Here is a 20,973-nt window from a genome sequence, read left to right as displayed (position 1 = left end):
GAAAATATATAAGAAAAACCGGGCAAAATGATGCCCGGTACTTTAAGTTCGAAAACTGTTACTATTGTTTTCGAAGTACTTTTGTCTGCTCTGTCGCACTTCTACAAATACTTTCCTGTCTTTTGAAAAAAACCCGAGTGTTGCTACACACTCGGACACTAATTAGGAGAAACTATTTTGCTGTTTGGCTTTTACGCATATAGTGAATCACGAAAGTCGCTACAAACGTAACAACCAGAATCGTGAAGAAGACATAATGGCTAATATGAATGCCAAATACACCTAACATCATTTTCGCTGCAATGATTAATATTAACACGTACGCACTAGTTTCCAATTCAGGAATACGGTCAATTAGTTTAATGAATATCCCTGCAATCCCACGCATCATCAGAACCCCAAGCATCCCACCAAGCAATAATACCCATACTTGATCACTAATGCCGAAAGCCGCCAATACACTATCAACAGAGAATGCTATGTCCATCATTTCAACTGCCACTACTGTACCCCAGAAAGTACCGAAAAGTCGAATAAGTAATCCCGTCTTATTTACACCTTCAACGATTTCTTCCTCTGTTCCAGCTCGTTTATCCATGAAGTATTTGATCGCCAAATATGCAAGATAAAGAGCACCGATTACTTTTACCCACCAAAGTTTGATGAGGAAGACACCTATTCCAATTGCTATAAATCTAAAAACGTAAGCACCTAGTAATCCGTAGAATAATGCCTTTTTACGTTGCTTTTCAGGTAAGTGTTTTACCATAACAGCTAAAACAAGCGCGTTATCTGCTGAAAGAAGTCCTTCTAAGACAACTAGCGTACCGATTAACCCCCAACTTACTGGATCGGTTAAAACTTCGGCCCACATGTCCCAATCAAAAAACATTGCGTACGTATCGATAAAACCGTTAATTATATCCATTAATCTTCAATTTCCCCTCAGTTAAAATCAGGTTAGCTCAATCCAAATTCAGTAATTAGTGATGCTAATCCGCCTTGGAACCCACTACCAATTGCATTAAATTTCCATTCATTGTTGTGCCTATAAATTTCCCCTACTACAAGTGCTGTTTCTATTGAAAAGTCTTCCCCTAAGTCGTATCGCACAATTTCTTCATTTGTATCTTCGTTCACTATTCGTATAAAAGCGTTTGAAACTTGACCGAAATTTTGTTTTCGTTGGTCTGCATCGTGAATGGTTACAGTAAAAACAACTTTTTGAACAATGCTTGGAACAAGTGGTAACTTAACGAGCAGTTGTTCGTCATCGCCGTCACCATCTCCAGTACGGTTATCCCCAGTGTGGATAACTGAACCCTCCTCGCTTTGGAGGTTATTATAAAAGATAAAGCTTTTTTCATTGAAGGCTTTTCCGTTACCATCTACGATAAAAGCTGAAGCATCTAAATCGAAATCTTCTCCGCCGCTATATCTATTCGTATCCCAGCCCAGTCCAACTAAGACATTCTTTAATCCTGGATTCGTTTTCGTTAAATCAATCTTTTGTCCTTTTGATAGGTTAATAACTGACATTTTGTTTCCCCCTCATCCATTTTTAAAATTACTTTCTTTGACCATCCTCATATTTCTTTTGCAATTCTTCCAAACGAAGACGACCTTGTTCTCTCATTTTACGATTTTCTTCTTCAATAGCTTTTGTTTCGTTCATCCCACGCATAATCGTATCCCATGTTTGCTCAATTGTTTCGATTTTAATACTAGGCTGACCTGACATTCTGGCGATATCCACACTTTGCTTCGATATATCATTAGCATTACGAAGTAACATCTCGTTCGTTCTACGATCTAGCTCGCTCATAGATTGTGCAACAAGATTTTGTCTTTTTGCGGATATTGCATTGATAAGTCCTGTTTTAAAAATAGGGATAGTTGTTACAAATGCTGAGTTTATCTTACCGATTAATTTTGTATTACCTCGTTGCAGCATTCTAATTTGTGGTGCTGATTGATAGGATACCTGTTTAGCCATTTCCAGATCATAAATACGTTGATCGAGTAGCTCAATCGCATTTTGAAGTGAGTTTAGTTCCATTAGTACTAATTGATCACCATTTTCAGCTTTTTGCTGTAGGTTAGGCACGAGTTGTCTTAACTGATTGACCTTTAACTCACCAGCTACAATATACTTTTCTAATTCCATAAAGTAGTTGAAGTTTTTGTCGTACAAATCCTCTAATGTAACAGTAGATTTTTTCATTTCTGTCTCGTACTTTGTTATCTCAACAAATACCTTATCGATTTCGCCACCCATTGTTTGATATTTATTGAATAGCTTTTCGATTAATTTCTCACCTTGTTTAAAGATTTTACCGAAGATAGAGGGCTTTGCAACAAAGTCTTTTTTATCGAATTTATCCATAATCTTGCCTAGTTGTTTTAATAGTTCGCTGGATTCTTCCATGCTACTAGACTTAATGGTGCTTAAAATTTGTCCTGTAAACTTGGAAATTTCATCTGCTGGTTCACGACCAAATTCTAATAGCCCAACCTGATTTTTGGGGTCAATTTTTGCGACTAACTGCAATACTTGTGGATCACGTTTCAGCTGTGCTTTTAAATCATTACTTTCTTCCATCATTTGTTCTTGCTGCTCGATTTCTAACTTTTGTAATTCCATGTTTTCTCCCCCTATTTCTATAGAAATTTCTTGAAAATTTTCTGAACTACACTAGGTTCTTTAAAAGGGTCATTGAAGCTTCGATCGTCCATCCAGTGTATATCAAAAGTGCCTTCTTGTACCCATTTTTCTATATCAAGATGGCCTTTAGGATTTACTATAATGATATCTAATCCTAAATGATGCATCATACATAAGGAGTTGGCGTCAGATCTTGATAGTTCAGGACCTTTCTCCTCGTTATAAATAAATATAGTTGGAACAAATTGAGGATAATCGAATGTTTGTAAAAGCCGTATAACAAAATCAGGTAAAACCATAGATTGTGCAAATGCGTATAATTGTAAATCTTCCATCGTTTCGTTGGACTGTCGAATGAGTATCGGTTCGTTAACATGTTTGGCGATTGTCTCACCGATTACAGTTTGCGTCCCCAGTGGAAGCTTATCATATGTCCACCAATTGGCAGCTTTCATTTTTTCTGGGTCCAACATTCCGTCCGCTTTTAAAGCATCTCTATAATGAAACAGCTGATTCGTTTTTTGTTCTTTTGTGAAAGGGAACTGGCGAATTACCTGCGTATCATCTCGTTCTGTTAACGAATGGACATTATTCCAGAAGCGCTTTCTGTTTTTGTCTATACCTAACAGTTTTGCGAAAACTACAGGAATTGTTACCTGTTGGCTACTAACCTGGAAGTGAGGACGAATCATTGCTCTTTCTTTAGAAATTAAGAATGCCTCATCCTCTGTAGTTTTCAAGCGGATAGAGTTTATCGAATAAGATTTAAATTGAAATGGCTTGTAAAGCCCTGAATCCTCATGGTGTAAAAGCTCGTTAATTTCTTGGGTTGCCTTAAATGCAACAGTCCCTGCAATTTTTGGCATCTCATCTGGCAATGGTTTTATATCTTGGGATACCTTTGGGAAACGGAAACTAAGCTCATCCGTAATTGCCAGTAGACTTTTTGGCCATGGTTCATCACTTGGATTGAAAATAACTACATGGAGTCCGATGTCGGCTAGATATGTTAGAAACCATTTTTCGCTGGGTGTTGCACTGCCGTACCAAAGAAATGCAGGAAGACCTTGTTCGAAATTTATTTTTTCTAGTGCAGGTTCTACGTGATTGAAAATCCACTTAACAAGATCAGTGGTAATACGACGATATTCATGGTGAAGTGTACCTTCTTTGTAGCTATTTTGTAGCTTCTTTAGTAAATCTATTAGGACTGTTCTAATTCGTCTATTTAAACCTAAATCTTTCATATTTGGCAGTAAGGAATATCCATCAAGAAAGGCAACCATCCGATTTGGAGAGAGTCCTTTTTCTTTCCTATGCAAATCAAAGAGTTGGTTGAGGGCACGTAATTTCTCGGCAGAAATTTCTTTGTTAAGTGCACCAGTCAGGATGCTTAGCTTTCCTAAGGAATCATTGACTTGTGTATGCAGAATCGAGAAATATTCATCTTCATCTAAGGACATGCCAATATACTGGCAAACTAATTGAGGATACGTTAAGTTCTCTCCGTCAACTGTTACTTGCGAAGAGTCTCCTAAAGAATCTTTCAACCATATACCTGTATTAGATGAATCCCACGACTTCATCCTAATGGGATTTAAATTAACCATGGGCTTTCCCTCCTATTCATACATATTATAACAAATAATCGCTCACCTTTTTTAATATTTCTTCTCCCGCTAATACTCCAGTTTGGTTTGTGATAGAGACATGAGGGGGAAGACTTCCGCCTTTATGAATCGCTTCGCCGTGGGAAGGGATAAAGCCGTGATTAGCATTTAAAACCATATCGAAGTCGAGCATGGAATCCCCAGCGGCAATGACTGTAGTTGCCGCAACACGCTCTTTAACAAATTGAAGAGCAGTCGATTTGTTTATGCAGGTAGGCATGATATACACTTTTCTCCCCTGGTGGGAAAGAGTGAACCCTTGCTGATAAAAAATTTGAGAAAGATATTCAAAATCCTCGACTGAAAATGCATCTTCATCAATGATTAAGTATACAAACCATGATTCTGCTTGCATAACTTTCAGGACAAATTTGTTTTTTGTATATGCATCCAGTTGAGGAAGTACATGTTCTATAGAGGTACGATCCTGCTGCATCTGTGCGATCACTTTATCTGACCATTCTGTAAGTACTTTGCCGTCCTCCAAAATGACTGCGCCGTTTGATACAATTGCATATTTGGGTTTTTCTGCTATATGAAATAACCCTGTAATTCGATTGTATTGCTCAGCTGTTCTTGTTGTTACTGGCAAAAAGGTTATAGAGGGGGAGATATGTTGAAACAGTTGAAGACCTTTATTGGTCATAAATGCAGTTGGTTTTTCGTTTATCCATTCTACAGCTGCAAAATCCTGTTCACTAACTTCCTTGCCTCTTGAATTTTTACTATATATAAGTGTTCGATCTAGATCACTAGCAAATAGGATTGTCATAATCGATCCTCCGATTCTATCAGTCCGATGGCAAGGTAAAAGAGCCCAGGCACAATTTCGGTAGGAATATTTTTTTCTTTGCATAATAGAAGGATATGACGTAGGGATGGGTGTTTATCATCACTAAGTAATATTTTAAAAGGCTTTCTTCTTAATAGCACTCTAGTCGTTTCTCCAACACTTGGCTTTACTTTACTAATATCAGCAGTTTTATAAAACTTACGGGCAATGGATTCCACTTCCTGCATGCCTCTCCAAGTTCGTTCGTTTGTGATTGGAAACTTTTCTATAAGTTTTTTTATAACCGGCTCCTGCTCTTGAAATCTCCTGGATATATTTTCGATAAATTCGTTGGATACATCCACTTCCTCAAGATTGGCGTAATACTTAGCCCCGTGGTAATCATCGGCATCTTGAAAGTCATTATTTAGTACAGTTCGACTAACTAATCCCGACACTGTTGAGTTCAAGCAAGCGTTTGGAATAAGAAAGTCTTCTCTTGTTGCAAATAATGTGGCGCATTCGCCTGGATCGGTTAAAACGGCTAGGTCATCATTTAAGTTAAGCTCATAAGCTGCATTTAACTTTTGAATGGACTTAGTAAGCTCGTTTTGTATAGCTCCTTTTCCTGTCCAACCATCAACGAATTGAAGGTGGCTTGTTGGATGCAGCTCTCTAATAGTGCGAACAGCCTTCTCGTCGATTCCTTTTCCTCTTAGTATAGATATACTAAAGTGTGGCCAATTAAGTTTCAGATATTTTTTCGCGTATCGTTTCATTAATATCCCAATTGGACTTCCTGCTCGTGCAAGAGAAACCAGGACGACATCATCAGAATCTGAGAATCGTCTAACCCTTCTACATAATACCCCAACTAATTGTGCTATATGATCTGCCGAGTCAACCAGAGCTTGTTCATATAACTCCGTATATTCAGACGTTGGTCGATTTTCAATTGGCAGAGATTCGGAGTAGTGACCACCTGATTGAAATAGATGTTCTCTAGTCTCTACAGAGGACTCAATCTGAACATCCGATAAATCCTTAAGTAAAAAAGTGATATCTTCCGAAGGGTAGCTAGATTTAACCAATCCCGATGTATTAATGCTCATTTTTTTCACCTCTATCTGGTAGAGTAAGAGACACCCATGAAACTGGTGCTAACGTCTCTAAATAAGAAAGAAGTGGGAACCAAGTAGCACGATCTTGAACTGACTCAGAAATAACGATGATTTGTTCGGCATCTATTTCCGAGAGGTTGTATAAATATTGGTTAATTCCATTGGAATCCGGCAGCTCAAATTTACATTTATGCTGTATAGGATATGATTTATCTGTTTTTGCTAAGATAGGGCTTCTTGTGGTAGTTTGGACTTTTGTGTCATTACCAAAGGAAAGTGCTAATCTAAGCGGGAAATAGATGTTTTCTCCAATGCCTATTATTAAAGTGGGTTTATCTCTATCCAGCTTAGGAAGCCTAGTGATAAACCTTTCTATCCAAACGTCCATTTCTTCGTGAAGTTTGCTTGTTAAACCGAATCTACCTGTGAAGTGGCAATATGCAGCATGTTCACTTCGATGCTTAGATGTAATTTCTAGGGATAATTGTTCGTCAGCAAACACATCAAATGGTTGCATTCTACTTAATAAGGGAGTTTCTTTTTCTTCGATTGATGCTTGGTTTAATAGAGTAAATTGTCCACCCATAATGGTAATAATTTCTGCGGAAATATTGTGTGTGTTCATCAGTTGCTTAAAATCATGTTGATGTGCTTCGGTCCTCCAGTCCAATATAGATAGAATTTTATATCGTTTGCCAGGAAAAGAATTATTTAAAGCAACGATTAAATTGGACAGTGTAAGACCAGTCGTTATTTCATCATCTATTAACACAATTGTGTTCGCATCCGTTAATGTTTGTTCAGGAGCATAGACTCTGTGAGAGGTTGCGTGTGAATGCTCTTCTTCAAAATAAAAGGAAGGTTCCATATGTAGGATTTCTTCTCTTGTTGTATGAATGTAATGTGCGTTTTGAAAGTGATGAAACACTGCATGGCCAAGACCGGTTGCCGTTTCAGCAAAACCGATGAATACGGTCTTAGTTGGTAGGTTAGACTTGAAGGCTAAAGAGTCCAGACTAAGTTTTCGATTGGGAATTCCAGAATTGATCATTTGAACGAGTTCATTTACTAATGGATGACTATCTAAGCTCTCATTCTCCATAAGCATTGAAGCTAAAATAGTACCTGTTCCAAGTGAAATTGCAGGGTCTACTGCTAAATGCTTGCCTAAAAGTCGGCTGACGAATAAAAATTGGCGTTTTTTATTAATTCTCACGGCCATCTGGAAAAGTGCTTCCGGAGAGAAATTATACGGATTGTCTTTAATGTCGATTTCTAGCTTTAAATCTCCATGTAAATTATAGGTTTTTGATGTATTGAAGGAAGTCGAGTGATGTAACATTTTCTTTTAACACCCCATATATTTCTGCTTGAGCAATAATCTTCATAGCCCAGCTGTAGTGAGGTTTTACCTCATTCATTTTGTTTCGAGCTGGACTTCGCAAAACTCCATTTGTTTCAGCGTTATTTTCTACGATTACACAAGCATCTTCAAATAACTCTTTGGGCACTACGTATACACTATTAACAATATCGATTTGAGAAGGGTGAATACAGGTTTTCCCGTAGAAGCCATTTAAAACGTCTAGCTGAACCTCATTCCATAGAATAGATTCTATACTATTTGCGTCCGTGAATAGACGAAAAGAATCTTGAGATTCAAAATACTCGTAAACAGGACCGGAAACAACAAAGTTATCCTCTTTACGATTGAATTTGTTTAATATATCAGTTAAACAGTTGGTGATTAGCAGTAAGTCGTAGATTGTTCTATTACCAGGACGTCTTTGACTGAAGAGGCTGGTGAAATCCGTAGCGCCAACTCGTATAGTGAGTACTAGGTCTTCAAACTGTTTGAAAACTGTATATAGGTTGGAAAGTTCTTGCTCTCTAGTTTCTGTATAAATAATTTCTTTCGTTTCCAAAATGGGTAATGCATATAAGTGAATAGAGTGCTGAAGGTTTAGGTTTTGTAAACATAAAAAAAAGTTTTTTGCATTATAAGAGGTACACTTTGGAAAAACGAAACCAGAAATATATCGAATTGCACTTCCTAATAAGGTAGCGATCTTTTCTAATTGTTGAACGTTTCTAATTCGGACAAATAGAAGAGGGATTTCATTGGTATCTATTAAGCCGTTTTGATCATTTTGTTCGATAAATTTGAATTCATTTACAACGTTTAGTTCTGCTTCTAAAAGTTCTGAATCGGAAACAGCATCTTCTAAACAAATAATTGTGCTCGTTAGATTTTTTAAATTCTTGTTATTTAATTTAACGGAGAAATTGGGCATTGAACCTGGTAAGTATAAAGCCGCTCCCATAGCCATCCCTAATTTTTTTCTTTCCAAGTTTTTGGAAAAGTCGCTAGGTGGTATATGAAAGAATTCACGTATCTCTTTCTCACTAACCCCTCTAAATTGTCTCATATTATCCACTCCTAAGAATGAAGAAGGGAGTTATTAGGTATACCCAAATACCTCTACGTTCTTCAGATACTAAAACAAAAAGCAAGGAAGCATCCCCTTGCTTTTTGAGAGAAGTTATTAATTCAAGCCGAAGTCTGAAACTAATGCTCCAAGACCGCCTTGGTATCCACTTCCGATTGCATTGAATTTCCATTCGTTATTATGGCGATATAGTTCACCAACAACGACTGCAGTTTCAATGGAGAAATCTTCACCAAGATCATAGCGAATCAATTCTTCTTGTGTATCTGCATTTAAAATACGTACATATGAATTGCTTACTTGACCAAAGTTTTGACCTCTGTCTTCCGCATCATGAATTGTGATACAAAAAGCAATTTTTTCAATAGATGAAGGAACAGTAGATAGATTCACGTTTACTGACTCGTCATCTCCGTCTCCATCACCCGTACGATTATCTCCTGTATGAACAACAGAGCCGTTACCACCAGTAGTGTTGTTATAGAATACGAAGTCACCTTCTGAAGAACATTTACTGTTACTACCTAAAAGAAACACAGATGAGTCTAAGTCGAAGTCCTTTCCTCCGTCATATTTGTTTGTATCCCAGCCTAGACCTACAGTTACGTTTACTAAACCAGGGTTTGTTTTTGTTAAATCTACCTTTTGTCCTTTTGATAAGTTAATGCCCATTTTTAACCACTCCTTATAAGTATTTGTTTGCTATTGAGCCAATATCTAAATCTAATGTGCCTTCTCCAACTGCTGAGAACTTCCAATCTGATCCGTTACGGTATAGCTCTCCAGGAATAAGAGATGTTTTACCGGCATAGCTTTCACTTAAATTATAATGAACTAATTCTTCTTTTGTACCATTATCCACTAAACGGATAAATGCATTTTGAATTAGTCCGAAGTCTTGTTTTCTTTGTTTTGCTTGATAAATGTTTACTACAAACACCAATCTATGTACAGATGGCGAAATAGCACTTAGATTCACGTTGATCACTTCGTCGTCTCCATCGCCATCTCCAGTCAAATTATCTCCAGAGTGGACAACACTACCATCTTGACTTGTTTTATTTCCGAAATAAATAACATGTTGCTTAGACACTAATTTGCCTTTTTCATCTAAAAGAAGTACAGATGCGTCGCAATCAACAGCTGCTCCGCCACCACTACCTCCGCCTAATAGTCCACCAAAAAGCCCGCCGCTTTTTTTCTTTTCCACAGGGTCCCATCCTAGTCCTACCATAACACTAGATAGGGAAGATCTACCCTTTGTTAAATCAATTTTTTGACCTTTAACTAAATTAATGCCCATTCTTGTACCTCCAAATTTTAGTCATACCATATATACGAGGAAACGACGTAATAAGTTTCAAAAACCAAAGCATCTTTTGCAAAGGATAGTTTAATTTTATCAGAATTTTTCAGCTTTAGCTATTAAGTTGAATAGCAAATACGTAGAGAAAAACCTCTTGAAGGTGAGTATAAAAAAACAAGGTTGAAAAATGTATGGTTAACATATTTTCAGCCTTGTAATAGTTAGTTCTCTTTTAAAAATCCAATTAAATCTCGATGATTCTCTGGTGTAACCCCATGACCTTCATTGTATGTTTTAAAAGTGACGCGAGCTTTCATGGTTTCAAAATAATCTTTACTTTCGATACCCCATTGCGAAGGAATCACGTAGTCATAATCGCCATGAGAGATAAAAATGGATAAATGATCCACGGACCGCTTACTATATTCCGTCTTTACAAACTCGGGAATATATCCACTTAGTGCTACTACTTTGCTAATTTCGCTGCCCATTGTCAGCGCAGTTGTTTGCGCAAGAATAGCTCCTTGACTAAATCCAAGTATCGTAATGTCATCAGCATTTAAGTTGTACTCGGCAATTGCTTCTCGAATGAAAGCTTGAATATGCGTTACAATTTTATCGAATATATCTCTAATTGGTTTACCGATTTCTTCAATTTCGAAAAATGAGTAGCCAGGTTTCTGAACGATAGGACCTCGTAAGCTAAAAATATGATGTGTGTTCTCGAAATCCTTCACTAGCTGCGGTAAATCTGCTTCATTACTCCCCATACCATGTAGTAAAAATATGGCAGGTTGTTTTTGGTCAGTGTTACTGGGTGCTGTATAGTTAAAAGTAAAAGGAGATTTCATGTATCGTACTTCCCTTCAATTATAGTATGTCTATTTTATCATAAGTAGAAATAGGCGCTTGTTGTGAAATCTTTAGCTGATTCTTCTTGCCGTACAAATTGACAATAATGACACTAGCGATAGCTATGAATCCTCCCACAATAGAAAGGGTCGAAGGAAGCTCCTGCAACCAAATCCATGTCACGATAATCGCAACAACTGGCTCTAAGTACAAAGAATTTGAAACAGAGCTGGCTTCACTATGGGACAATGCCATTGCCCACATTAAATACGCAATTGCAGTTGGGAATATTCCTATATAAATGGCAGATAAATTAGCCTCTAACGTTGCGTGCTGAATTCCCTCGAAAAGTCCAGGTGCAAAGAACAAAAAAGGAATGGTGCCTACCCAAGTAAAATAAGCCGTCAATTCAATGGCACTATACTTTTTAAATAAAGGCTTTTGGTAAACAAAAAAGATTGCAGTTGAAAAGGCTGCAATAAGAACAAAAAATACACCCGATGAAATACCCAAGGAGCTTCCACCTGTCCCTAAAGCTATTAAAAGGATACCGACAAATCCAAATGCTAATCCAAGCCAACCAATTCTTCCTAGGCGTTCCTTCAATACAATAATCGCAATAATAGTCGTGAAGATAGGGGCAGAACCAATCAGCATACCTGCTGTTCCTGCAGATATCGATAGTTGTCCAAATGTAACGCAAAGATGGTATATATTAATCCCGATAAAACCGAGAATGACTATTTTAAATATGTCTTCCTTTTGAGGTAATTGAAATTTGACTCCAGGCCAAAGTGCGATAACAAGAAATATAATAGAAGCAATTAGAAATCGAACTAGTATTAAATGCCCGGCAGAATAGCCCCCCTGTAAACTAGCGCTAATTGCCGCAAAAGAAGAACCCCAAATAACGACGGTGAATAACGCAAGTGTTAATGCTTTTGTATTCATTTTCTTCCACCAAACTTTCTAATGACTATTGTTAAAAGCAAACAATTAATCCTACAACAAATTTTAGGTTCTCACAAGTTGTTGTAAAGTTGAATGCATTACAAAATATTATGAATTTCTATAATTAAACGGATCTAAAAAAACACCCTAGCTAGAGCTATCCCTGAGTGAAGAATAGCTGTAAACTGGAGTGCTTTTTAGTTTGGATCAATTTAGATTAATAGACTTCAGTAAGTGTGCTTTTTTTCTCGAAGATTAAGAGAAAGTATATAAAAATGTCCAGTGAATACTGGGTTCATGGAACTTGAAAGAATGAATAATACTACTGATTTCCGTTTCAGGTGGACGCTTTCCGCGGGGTGAGCGATGAGCCATCACCGTCGCTCACGCGTCGATGTGATGGCTCATCTGTCTCACTCTGACATGAACCCAAAAAGTTGTACCCGATTTATGCTGCTTTTTCATAAGCTAAACGAAACTCAGTGGGACTCATGCCATTGAGTTTTTGTTTAATTCGATGGTGATTATAGTACTGAATAAAAGCCTCTATTTTTTGAACGGCGTCTTTTACCGAATCAAACGTTTCGCGATAAATACATTCATTTTTTAAGATGCCGAAGAAACCTTCCATTAGTGCATTATCCAAGCAGTTTCCTTTTCGCGACATACTTTGTTTCATCTCATATTGTCCCACCAGTTTCTTAAAGCGCGGGATTTGATAGAGCCAGCCTTGATCAGAGTGAATGATAGCCTGACTAGTTGGCGATAGTTTTGCCTGACTCACAGCTTTTTCAAACGAGTCTTGAACTAAATGGAAATTCGGGTTTTGTGTAACGGAGTACCCGACAATCTCCCGATTAAACACATCTAAAAAGGCGGATAGATAGAGCTTTACCCCTTGTACTTTGAACTCGGTGACATCCGTCAACCAAAGGGTGTTTGGGGCCTTTGCTTCAAATTGGCGATTCACTTCATTCTCTGCCACAAGCCCGACATCGCCTTTATAGGAACGATATTTTTTTGCTTTTTGGAAGCCCTTTAAATTTAGTTCTTGCATCAGACGATAAACCGTTTTGTGGTTAATTGGAAAGCCCTCTCGACGTAATATTAACGTAATACGACGATAGCCATACAACCCTTTATGCTGGTGAAAAATGCGTTGAATCGCCTCTTTTACTTCTTCATACTTATCTACTTTTTCAAAAGTATGAACATGATAGTAATAAGTACTTTTGTTCAGTTTGGAGACAGTCCATAAAATTTTCAATGAAAATTCATGCCTTAGCTCATAAACAGCTCTTACTTTTTCTTTGGTTTTATCTGTTGTTTTTCCTGAACTAAGGCTTGTAACTTTTTTAAATAAGCGTTCTCTGCACGCAATAATTCATTCTCTTCTTGTAGTTTTTCAAGATCTGTTATCACACGATTTGGCTGCTTTTTTTTCATATCCCGACGCTCCCTTTTTAATTGATAGAGCGCCCAATCTTCTGTAGACATGTATTGATGCATCCATTTCCAAATCGTTGCCCGACTAGGGATTCGAAAGCGCCCTGCCACAACTGAAAATGGTTCGACCGTCTCTATCATGTGTTGTATTACCCTTAGTTTAAAGGTTTTATCATACGTTAAACAAGCAGGAGCCATCAGCCCCTCCAATCCGTGATAGCGATAGACTTCAATCCAACCACAAATGACCGTTCGATCAAGACCCAACTCGCGGGCAATTGAACGTTGGGATTGACCTTCTTCAAAGAAAGATTGAATTGCTTTTTTCTTTCGTTCGTCCATAACCTACACCTCCCATGTTGAGTAAGAAAAGTTCAACATTTTGGGTGCACCTCACTCATCCCGCTGGAGTCGCCACCTTCCACTATAATCAATTAGTGTTTAGTACTCCACTAGAAAATTTAGCATAGCTTATCGCTTAGATGATAAGATTGGTCAAACTTTAGCGAGTGATCAAATTGTTGGTAATCGCTTTTGAATTAGAAATACGATTATCCAATGATAGAGGAAGAAAGCAGATTGTCATTTATACTAGTGGAAATAAAAAGAAATAGTAAGTGTTTGCCCCATAAAGAAGCGAAATAGCGAACGAAATTGCATCTTCGTGAGCTTATACTATCGATAGGGAAGTATCTTATTTTTAGTTATCCAAAAACGCACTTACCTATTTCTAAGCGTTGTAGGAGGGCGACGGATAGACAAACGCCATAAAATTACCGGAAAAAGAGAAGCTGGTCGTGACGCAGTCACGACCAGCTTCTTTAAAAATCAATCGGTAATAATATAGCGACTCGTCTGTCCAAAGCCTACTGAAAACGGTAGAAACAGGTTTTGAATTTAAAGGACTGGGCGTCTTTTTGTCTGGTTTTTCTCAATTCTATTAAATGCTCTAAAACTTAGAATGGTGGAGATATATGCAAAAACACTACCGGAAAACAATGGAATAGCGCCAGGGAAAAGGGTCATTGCAAAATAGATTACTACTGCTGATACGCCAATTGCAAATAATTCAATAGGTGATGTGATTGCAATGAAAAAGGACTGTTTAATATATTGAAAGAAACGGAGCTTAAAGTGTGAATAAACAGGAAACAAGAATATTAAAGTGACTATAAAAGATATGAAAATAAGTAATAATATAGGTACCAAAAACTGAAAACCATTGCTTTGTTCTACGAATTTAAAATCGAAATAAAGTAAATAAATAGTGATTAAAATAATGAGGCCAAAACCGTTAGCTTTTATGAAATCTTGTTTGAAATATTTCCAAAATGCAGGAAGTGTCTTAAAATTCTTTTCTCCAATAATGAACTTTCTTGTGACGGCAAACATTGCAGTAGTAGCTGGAAAGAGTCCAAAAATCCCCAACCCTATAATGGAAAATAGTAGCCATAAAATATTTATGTACGCCAACCTTAGTATCTTATATGCTATCGCATTAAAATTCTCCCAATTCATTAGATCAATCCTTTCTTGAAATTTACTATATGTAGCAATGGTTTAAAAGCCAATATAAAAAGCAAGAAAATAATAAGAAAAGATATTATTAGCAAGTCTATTAAGGACACTTAATAGACTTGTCTGCATATAAAAAATAATATAAGCTTAACGAAAGTTTACAAACAATTTAGTAATTTCAGTATATTCCAGATTAAGGTGTGACACAAATAGTTTCTTTAGTGAACTTGATGATTAAGAGGTGAATCTCACATATATGGAGACTGATACTCTTAATTCATTTTAATTATTATAAGTTACTAGAAACAGTTCCAGACTGAAGGGAGGTATAAATAAAATAGTGATAGTGTAACGGCATTGAGGGTGTCTTATTTAACTAATCTGAGAGGGGTCAATGAGATGAAAAAATTTAGTTTAGTTCTATTACTATTGTTATTTGGTGCTTTAATGGCTGCTTGTAGCGATGAAGGAACAGATGGGAATACATCGGCAGGGGATTCTGATGCGGAAGGACTGTCTGGTGAAATTACGGTATGGGCTCATCCTTTTACGGGTGATCAGGAAACGGAAGGCGTTATGTGGGATGAAATAATTGCCTCTTATGAAGAAGAAACAGGCGTTAAGGTTAACTTTGAACAAATTCCTTGGGCAAATAGAGATCAAAAGGTTCTAACCGCTCTTGCTGCTAATAATGGACCAGACGTATTTTATGCTATTCCAGACCAAATGCCACAATACGCAGATGCAGGAATGCTATTAGAATTAGATCCATATCTTGAAGATAACGAAATGGATGATTTTGTGGATTCAGCGTTAGTTTCAACGACTTGGAAAGATAAGGTGTATGGACTTCCGATTCTTCAAGAAGCATATACTTACTTATATAATGTGGATATTGTAAAAGCGATTGGGGAAGATCCAGCAAAACTCCCTGCAACTTGGGAAGAGTTTGAAGAATGGGCAGTTAAAGCAAAAGAAAAAGGTTACTATGCTACGAGTTTCCAAGGCGGTGGATCTATGAATGGAACATTATATCCATTCTTATGGCAAGCTGGTGGGGATGTTTTGACAGCAGACAATGAAGTATTGATTAACAACGATGCTGGAGTAGAAGCATTTGAGTTTATTAACAAAATGTACCAAGAAGAGTGGACTCCAAAAGATTCAATTACAGCTATGGAACATAATGCATTGTGGGATGGCGGAAAAATGCTTTCTGTACAAGGTTCAGGTATATCTGTTAGCCGTATGTTAGGTCAAGATGCGTTTGAATTTGTCATTGCTCCACCTTTGAAAAACAAGGAGCAAGTTACTTATGGAACTACTGGGATGTTTGTAGCTCCAATTAATACGGATAATCCAGAGGCAGCAGCTGAATTTATAAAAGTGATGACAAACGCAGAAAACCAACGAAAATTTAATACCGTGACACAGTATATTCCTACTAGAGAATCTGCAAAAGATATTTTTGGAGATCAAGAGTATATGGCACAGCTTGCAACGTATACAGAATATGCGTTGCCAGGAGTTATTCATCCAGAAGGTCGTACAATTATGCCTTTAATCCAAGCAGAGTTGCAAACGATGATGGAAGGGAAAAAAACTCCTAAAGAAGCAGCAGATGCTGCGGCGGAGGCTATAAAAGCCAAAGTAAATTAATAACAGTTAATAGAGAGGTTGATCTAGGTGAGATCAAGCTCTCTCTTATTAACTTACATAGGAAAGGGTGATTACACTGAGTAATACACTGACTTCTAAAAAAGAAAAGTTGCCGCTTCTCGTAAGGATGAAAAAGGAGTGGAAGAAAAATGCGATTGTTTATATTGTATTAATACCTATTTTAATCCATTTTGTTATTTTTCAAGTATATCCATTTTTATTGAGTTTCTATCTTACTTTTATGGATTGGAAAGTAATAGGGGATGCAGAATTTGTAGGTTTAAAACATTGGAAATATTTATTTAGTGACACTTTGGCGTGGAAGGCTATATGGAACACGGTAAAATTTTCTCTCTATTATATAATTCCAACCATGGCATTAGGCTTAATACTGGCCCTTATTATTAACTCAGGAGTAAGGGGTGCTAAATTTTTTAAAGGAGTATTTTTCCTTCCAGTCGTCACTTCATTTGTAATCATTGCAGGTATTTGGGGTTGGTTATTTAGAGGTTCAGAAGAAGGTATGATTAACTACATTATTGGATTTGTTGGTATTGAACCACAACTATTTCTCTCTGATTCTAGCCAAGCTCTTGCTGTATTAGCGGGCTTAAGTGTATTTAAAGTAGCTGGTAGTACAATGATTTACTATTTTGCTGGCTTACAATCCATTGATCGACAATTATATGAGGCTGCGAGAATTGACGGAGCATCACCAATTAAGATTTTTTGGAATGTCACTTTCCCATTATTAAAACCAATTCATTTTTATGTAGCGATAACTACTACAATTGGTTCATTTCAAATTTTCGATTCTGCGTATTTGTTAACTGGCGGAGGACCGAATTATGCAACAACTACTATTGTGTATTATTTATATTCTCAAGGATTTACAAGTCTTAACTTAAGTTATGCAGCTGTGCTGTCATATGTCTTATTCTTTATTATTTTAATAATTTCACTTGTACAGAGAAGGTATCTTGGTAAGGAATCAAATCATTATTGATTTTCTGGGAAAGGAGGATGAAAAATAATGAAAAAAGTAATTTCATATATTGCTTTAACTGTTTTAGGATTTTGTTTTTTAATGCCTTTTATCATTATGGTTTTAGGTTCTTTAAAAGATGTTGAATATGCGCAATTAGATCCGTTATTTTGGATACCTGATGAGCCTACATTAAAAAACTATAAATATATTTTGAGTGATGGGCTGTTCTTACGCTGGATATGGAACTCTGTTGTTATCACGATAATCCCTGTATTGAGCCAAATGTTATTCTGTGCAATATTGGGCTATATCTTCGCTAAGAAGCATTTTATAGGAAGAGAGTTTATATTTTGGGTATTCATGGGAGTTATTATGATTCCACAGCAACTATTAATCATCCCTAAGTACATTATGTTCTCCGATTTTGGCTGGATCAATACATATTGGGCACTGATCGTACCAGAAATTTGGGGAATCATGGGGGTATTTCTAGTAAGGCAATTTTTACAAGGGATACCAAACGATTTAGAGGAAGCAGCCTATATAGACGGTGCTAATGATCTTCAAGTATTCTTTAAAATAATTTTACCTCTATCTATACCTGTTGTTGCAACGGTCGGCACCTTTTCGTTTATTTCTAACTGGAATGATCTTTTCCAACCATTGATATATTTGACCCAAGAAACAATGTTTCCTGTGACACTAGGGCTGGCATCTATTTTAGGGAAAGAAGGAAACTTTGGTATTGAAATGGCTGGTTCAGCTGTCTCCTTCATACCGACATTTCTTATATTCCTATTCTTCCAAAGATTTTTCACAGAAGGAATTCAAATGTCAGGCTTAAAATAAACCCGAACGAATGAATGTTGGAATTTAAGGTGGCGTAACCATTAAAAAAATATTGGTAGAAATACCAGAGTTCTTTTAGATGAAACAATAGAAATTACACGCTTTATAGTTGCACTAACGTAAGCAATCATATTATTTAAAGTTTATATTAAACCGAAGAGGGGTTATGAAACACCTCACAATTGGAATCTGCAAGCTTATCGTTGTTCTTCTTCAATAAAACTTAGACGGTAAATTCGGCGAGGTCTTCCTTTATGAGTGACTTTTTCCTCACCTACAATATCGACTAATTCCGCATCAGTCCACTTTAAGAGAATACGGTTTGCACTTCTGATTGTTACATTAAGTGTGGAAGCTAACTCTTGAGCGGTATATTCAATTTTTTTATGCCTAGAAACACGAGCCATAAGCTTGGTCATATAGGAAGCAGACATTCCAGCTTTTTCGGCTTTATCAAGTAATTGGGGGTCGGTAATCGCCAAATCATATCGTTCATATTGTTTATAGGTTGTTATATCTACTGGTCCCAAAACACTTTGGTCTTCTCGTACGATGTAACAAACGTTTCCACCTAAATCGAGCGATTGTCGAAGTGCCAATCTTGCATGGTTTCCTGACTCAGTAGCGGTTCGACCGAAGCCTACACCAAGGCTTATAGTAACACCAAGCTCATTTTTAACATCTTGTAGAAGAGGGATAAACTTATATCCTCTTGTCTCACGCTCGAAAATACCACGAGTAGTGATAAAAGAATACTCATCGCCCCCAAGGATGATGAGATGTCCATCCAACATCTTAATATACTCAAGTAGCATTTGCTGCAACTTCAATTTTAATAATTGCACATCATGTTCAGACGAATATTTTGCGGTGATATTTTTAAAATTATCTATATTGATTAATCCAAATACAATTTGGGATTCTTTATTTCTTCTAGTATCAGTTGCTAACAAAGCTCGTTCAAAAGATACAATCATATCCTGTTGTGTGGGTGTTACCCATTGATACGGAATTTGAAGATTGTCTAGCTGTTTAGCGACATCTTGTATTCCCGTCAGAACAATAGAGTTGTGTATTCGGTAGTTTTCTATGTGGAATTTAATAATCTCGTAAATTCCAGAGCTAGAAGTATTATTTTTATAGACGAGTAAATCATAATTGACTTCTTCAAGTTCTAACAAAATTTGTTCAATATATTTCTTATCAAAAGTATCGATAGACAAGCAAGTTAAAGGGTATGCAATTTTAATAAGAAATAGAGACCTATAAAGTCCGGTGCCCATTAAAGGCATATGATGTACTGGGATTTTAAATTCTACAAGTTGTTTGGCGATATTATACGCATGATATTCAGTGAACATTAAAACTTCAACATCATTTATTAATTCTTTCGTAATTTCATGAATTTGGCTATCCTGTTCAACCAAACGGAAAACGGGGGTGAAATTTGGGAAAGACTTTAAAGTTTCTTTTGTTTGATTCACTAAATCTTTTGGTCCAATAATTCCGATTTTAATGTCGGAGGTATTATTTAATGTATTTTTACTAGGCACACCTATTCCTCCTATTCGAAATCTAATTTGGGAGAGTAGTAATTTAATCTATCTTAAGTTTTCTGTATTAAATTGTCAAAATATTATAAATGTTATTTTGTGTATAGTGTGTTTATTTTGTAAAAGGAAATCACAAAACGATTCTCCCATTAAGGAGTGAGCGAAATGAAATCAATCGTTGCAAGTAATGGTGTAGTACAGATTTTAGAAAGGGAAAGTCCGGTAATCAAACCTTCCTTTTTACTAATAAGAACTTTATTTTCCGCGGTCTCTCCAGGTACCGAGATTGGATTAGTGAGTCTTAGTAAGGATAAGGAAATCTCTTTAGGGTATAGTGCTGTTGGTATAGTGGAGGAATGCGGAGAAGATATAACAGAATATCAGGTGGGAGATACAGTAGCTTGTTACGGTGCACCATACGTAGGGCATTCTGAATATCTCTTAGTACCCACTACATTATGTGCTAAAGTACCGGAGAATGTAGAACCTAAACAGGCCGCTTTAGCCGGGATTGGTGCAATTGCCATTCATGCTTTAAGAGTGGCAAAACTTGAATTTGGAGAAACAGTAGTTATTGTAGGCTTAGGATTACTAGGACAAATGATTGCTAAAATTGCCAATGCAGCTGCTTTTAATGTTATTGCACTAGACATTTCAGAAGAGCGAGTAAGTATGCTGCAACCGGATGGAATAAGCTCTTTTTCTTCGGTAAGTAATATGGAAAATGCTCTGATGAAAGCCACACATAATAATGGGGCAGATGCAGTTTTATTATGTGCGGGTGGAAAACGTTCAACACTCACTCATCAAAGCTTAAGTTGGATTAAAAACCAAGGGAAGGTAGTAATTGTAGGAGATATAGAGCCAGACTTCCCTCGTGAAACAATGTTCGCTAAAGAAGCACAAATCCTAATTTCTCGAGCTGGTGGACCAGGCCGCTATGACAAGAGGTATGAATTGCAAGCCTTGGACTACCCGTATGGTTATGTGCGCTGGACGGAAGGTAGAAATGTAGCTGAGTATCTTCGTTTAGTAAACGAAAACCGGATAAATGTTCAGACCTTTATAACAGAAATAGTAGATTTTAATAGTGCACCTCAAGCATATGAGGATTTGATAAATAAACAGGCAGTAACGAAAATCATTGCTTATAACAATTAAGAGAGGGAGGAA

20 protein-coding genes are annotated in these 20,973 nt (G+C 36.8%); 4 read left to right on the top strand and 16 right to left on the bottom strand.

What is annotated here, in order from left to right; translation table 11 throughout:
* Window positions 1–172 precede the first annotated feature (172 nt).
* The 15 genes from MKY37_RS08105 to MKY37_RS08035 form a co-directional block, all read right to left on the bottom strand.
* Window positions 173–928: a TerC family protein gene (locus MKY37_RS08105; RefSeq protein WP_340775770.1), complete on the bottom strand. Its 756-nt coding sequence runs from the start codon at window positions 926–928 to the stop codon at window positions 173–175.
* A 32-nt stretch (window positions 929–960) separates the two neighbouring features.
* Window positions 961–1,539 (bottom strand): TerD family protein, encoded by a 579-nt coding sequence (locus MKY37_RS08100; protein ID WP_340775768.1) that lies wholly within the window; start codon window positions 1,537–1,539, stop codon window positions 961–963.
* A gap of 28 nt (window positions 1,540–1,567) precedes the next feature.
* Window positions 1,568–2,644: a toxic anion resistance protein gene (locus MKY37_RS08095; protein ID WP_340775765.1), complete on the bottom strand. Its 1,077-nt coding sequence runs from the start codon at window positions 2,642–2,644 to the stop codon at window positions 1,568–1,570.
* 17 nt (window positions 2,645–2,661) lie between these two features.
* On the bottom strand, window positions 2,662–4,275 hold the full coding sequence (locus tag MKY37_RS08090; RefSeq protein WP_340775762.1) for a YceG family protein: 1,614 nt from the start codon (window positions 4,273–4,275) through the stop codon (window positions 2,662–2,664).
* Between the two features lie 25 nt (window positions 4,276–4,300).
* Window positions 4,301–5,107 (bottom strand): HAD family hydrolase, encoded by an 807-nt coding sequence (locus MKY37_RS08085; RefSeq protein WP_340775760.1) that lies wholly within the window; start codon window positions 5,105–5,107, stop codon window positions 4,301–4,303.
* Window positions 5,104–6,219 (bottom strand): cysteine protease StiP family protein, encoded by a 1,116-nt coding sequence (locus MKY37_RS08080; RefSeq protein ID WP_340775757.1) that lies wholly within the window; start codon window positions 6,217–6,219, stop codon window positions 5,104–5,106. The genes MKY37_RS08085 and MKY37_RS08080 overlap by 4 nt, the downstream gene beginning before the upstream one ends.
* Window positions 6,209–7,570, bottom strand: a complete 1,362-nt coding sequence (locus MKY37_RS08075; RefSeq protein WP_340775755.1) for a phosphoribosyltransferase domain-containing protein — start codon at window positions 7,568–7,570, stop codon at window positions 6,209–6,211. Before MKY37_RS08075 ends, MKY37_RS08080 begins: the two co-directional genes overlap by 11 nt.
* On the bottom strand, window positions 7,527–8,657 hold the full coding sequence (locus MKY37_RS08070; RefSeq protein WP_340775752.1) for an HpcH/HpaI aldolase/citrate lyase family protein: 1,131 nt from the start codon (window positions 8,655–8,657) through the stop codon (window positions 7,527–7,529). Before MKY37_RS08070 ends, MKY37_RS08075 begins: the two co-directional genes overlap by 44 nt.
* 117 nt (window positions 8,658–8,774) lie before the next feature.
* Window positions 8,775–9,350, bottom strand: coding sequence for a TerD family protein (locus MKY37_RS08065; protein ID WP_340775750.1), 576 nt, complete (start codon window positions 9,348–9,350; stop codon window positions 8,775–8,777).
* Between the two features lie 13 nt (window positions 9,351–9,363).
* Entirely contained in the window at window positions 9,364–9,981 is a 618-nt protein-coding gene (locus MKY37_RS08060; protein WP_340775749.1) for a TerD family protein, read from the bottom strand.
* 224 nt (window positions 9,982–10,205) lie between these two features.
* Window positions 10,206–10,835 carry an alpha/beta hydrolase gene (locus MKY37_RS08055; RefSeq protein ID WP_340775747.1) on the bottom strand — a complete coding sequence of 210 codons (630 nt, stop codon included), beginning with the start codon at window positions 10,833–10,835 and terminating at the stop codon, window positions 10,206–10,208.
* A gap of 19 nt (window positions 10,836–10,854) precedes the next feature.
* Window positions 10,855–11,787: a DMT family transporter gene (locus tag MKY37_RS08050; protein WP_340775745.1), complete on the bottom strand. Its 933-nt coding sequence runs from the start codon at window positions 11,785–11,787 to the stop codon at window positions 10,855–10,857.
* 448 nt (window positions 11,788–12,235) lie between these two features.
* Window positions 12,236–13,168, bottom strand: coding sequence for an IS3 family transposase (locus MKY37_RS08045; protein WP_340779856.1), 933 nt, complete (start codon window positions 13,166–13,168; stop codon window positions 12,236–12,238).
* A complete protein-coding gene (locus MKY37_RS08040; RefSeq protein WP_340775242.1) occupies window positions 13,087–13,575 on the bottom strand; it encodes a hypothetical protein in 489 nt (162 codons plus the stop codon). Before MKY37_RS08040 ends, MKY37_RS08045 begins: the two co-directional genes overlap by 82 nt.
* Window positions 13,576–14,130: 555 nt before the next feature.
* Window positions 14,131–14,751: a YesL family protein gene (locus MKY37_RS08035; RefSeq protein WP_340775743.1), complete on the bottom strand. Its 621-nt coding sequence runs from the start codon at window positions 14,749–14,751 to the stop codon at window positions 14,131–14,133.
* A 399-nt stretch (window positions 14,752–15,150) separates the two neighbouring features.
* Between MKY37_RS08035 and MKY37_RS08030 the strand changes: the two genes are divergently transcribed.
* The 3 genes from MKY37_RS08030 (at window position 15,151) to MKY37_RS08020 (ending at window position 18,247) form a co-directional block, all read left to right on the top strand.
* A complete protein-coding gene (locus MKY37_RS08030; RefSeq protein WP_340775739.1) occupies window positions 15,151–16,410 on the top strand; it encodes a sugar ABC transporter substrate-binding protein in 1,260 nt (419 codons plus the stop codon).
* 127 nt (window positions 16,411–16,537) lie between these two features.
* A complete protein-coding gene (locus MKY37_RS08025) occupies window positions 16,538–17,416 on the top strand; it encodes a carbohydrate ABC transporter permease (protein ID WP_340775737.1) in 879 nt (292 codons plus the stop codon).
* A 27-nt stretch (window positions 17,417–17,443) separates the two neighbouring features.
* The gene (locus MKY37_RS08020; RefSeq protein ID WP_340775736.1) at window positions 17,444–18,247 is read left to right on the top strand and encodes a carbohydrate ABC transporter permease; all 804 of its coding nucleotides are present in this window, start codon (window positions 17,444–17,446) and stop codon (window positions 18,245–18,247) included.
* Window positions 18,248–18,444: 197 nt separating this feature from the next.
* On the opposite strand, the gene MKY37_RS08015 is transcribed toward MKY37_RS08020, so the two are convergent.
* Complete coding sequence (locus MKY37_RS08015) at window positions 18,445–19,800, bottom strand: GTP cyclohydrolase IIa (RefSeq protein ID WP_340775733.1); 1,356 nt, start codon at window positions 19,798–19,800, stop codon at window positions 18,445–18,447.
* 165 nt (window positions 19,801–19,965) lie between these two features.
* Here MKY37_RS08015 and MKY37_RS08010 point away from each other — a divergent pair, with 165 nt between their 5' ends.
* Complete coding sequence (locus tag MKY37_RS08010; protein WP_340775732.1) at window positions 19,966–20,961, top strand: zinc-dependent alcohol dehydrogenase; 996 nt, start codon at window positions 19,966–19,968, stop codon at window positions 20,959–20,961.
* Window positions 20,962–20,973: the final 12 nt, after the last annotated feature.

The sequence above is a fragment of the Psychrobacillus sp. FSL K6-2836 genome (genome assembly GCF_038003085.1).
Lineage (GTDB): Bacteria > Bacillota > Bacilli > Bacillales_A > Planococcaceae > Psychrobacillus.
This window is presented reverse-complemented; position numbering and strand designations above follow the sequence as displayed.

What these genes read in the sequence shown, in the direction of transcription:
- MKY37_RS08105 (WP_340775770.1), bottom strand. Translation starts at nt 928, where the DNA reads ATGGATATAATTAACGGTTTTATCGATACGTACGCAATGTTTTTTGAT.
- MKY37_RS08100 (WP_340775768.1), bottom strand. Translation starts at nt 1,539, where the DNA reads ATGTCAGTTATTAACCTATCAAAAGGACAAAAGATTGATTTAACGAAA.
- MKY37_RS08095 (WP_340775765.1), bottom strand. Translation starts at nt 2,644, where the DNA reads ATGGAATTACAAAAGTTAGAAATCGAGCAGCAAGAACAAATGATGGAA.
- MKY37_RS08090 (WP_340775762.1), bottom strand. Translation starts at nt 4,275, where the DNA reads ATGGTTAATTTAAATCCCATTAGGATGAAGTCGTGGGATTCATCTAAT.
- MKY37_RS08085 (WP_340775760.1), bottom strand. Translation starts at nt 5,107, where the DNA reads ATGACAATCCTATTTGCTAGTGATCTAGATCGAACACTTATATATAGT.
- MKY37_RS08080 (WP_340775757.1), bottom strand. Translation starts at nt 6,219, where the DNA reads ATGAGCATTAATACATCGGGATTGGTTAAATCTAGCTACCCTTCGGAA.
- MKY37_RS08075 (WP_340775755.1), bottom strand. Translation starts at nt 7,570, where the DNA reads ATGTTACATCACTCGACTTCCTTCAATACATCAAAAACCTATAATTTA.
- MKY37_RS08070 (WP_340775752.1), bottom strand. Translation starts at nt 8,657, where the DNA reads ATGAGACAATTTAGAGGGGTTAGTGAGAAAGAGATACGTGAATTCTTT.
- MKY37_RS08065 (WP_340775750.1), bottom strand. Translation starts at nt 9,350, where the DNA reads ATGGGCATTAACTTATCAAAAGGACAAAAGGTAGATTTAACAAAAACA.
- MKY37_RS08060 (WP_340775749.1), bottom strand. Translation starts at nt 9,981, where the DNA reads ATGGGCATTAATTTAGTTAAAGGTCAAAAAATTGATTTAACAAAGGGT.
- MKY37_RS08055 (WP_340775747.1), bottom strand. Translation starts at nt 10,835, where the DNA reads ATGAAATCTCCTTTTACTTTTAACTATACAGCACCCAGTAACACTGAC.
- MKY37_RS08050 (WP_340775745.1), bottom strand. Translation starts at nt 11,787, where the DNA reads ATGAATACAAAAGCATTAACACTTGCGTTATTCACCGTCGTTATTTGG.
- MKY37_RS08040 (WP_340775242.1), bottom strand. Translation starts at nt 13,575, where the DNA reads ATGGACGAACGAAAGAAAAAAGCAATTCAATCTTTCTTTGAAGAAGGT.
- MKY37_RS08035 (WP_340775743.1), bottom strand. Translation starts at nt 14,751, where the DNA reads ATGAATTGGGAGAATTTTAATGCGATAGCATATAAGATACTAAGGTTG.
- MKY37_RS08030 (WP_340775739.1), top strand. Translation starts at nt 15,151, where the DNA reads ATGAAAAAATTTAGTTTAGTTCTATTACTATTGTTATTTGGTGCTTTA.
- MKY37_RS08025 (WP_340775737.1), top strand. Translation starts at nt 16,538, where the DNA reads ATGAAAAAGGAGTGGAAGAAAAATGCGATTGTTTATATTGTATTAATA.
- MKY37_RS08020 (WP_340775736.1), top strand. Translation starts at nt 17,444, where the DNA reads ATGAAAAAAGTAATTTCATATATTGCTTTAACTGTTTTAGGATTTTGT.
- MKY37_RS08010 (WP_340775732.1), top strand. Translation starts at nt 19,966, where the DNA reads ATGAAATCAATCGTTGCAAGTAATGGTGTAGTACAGATTTTAGAAAGG.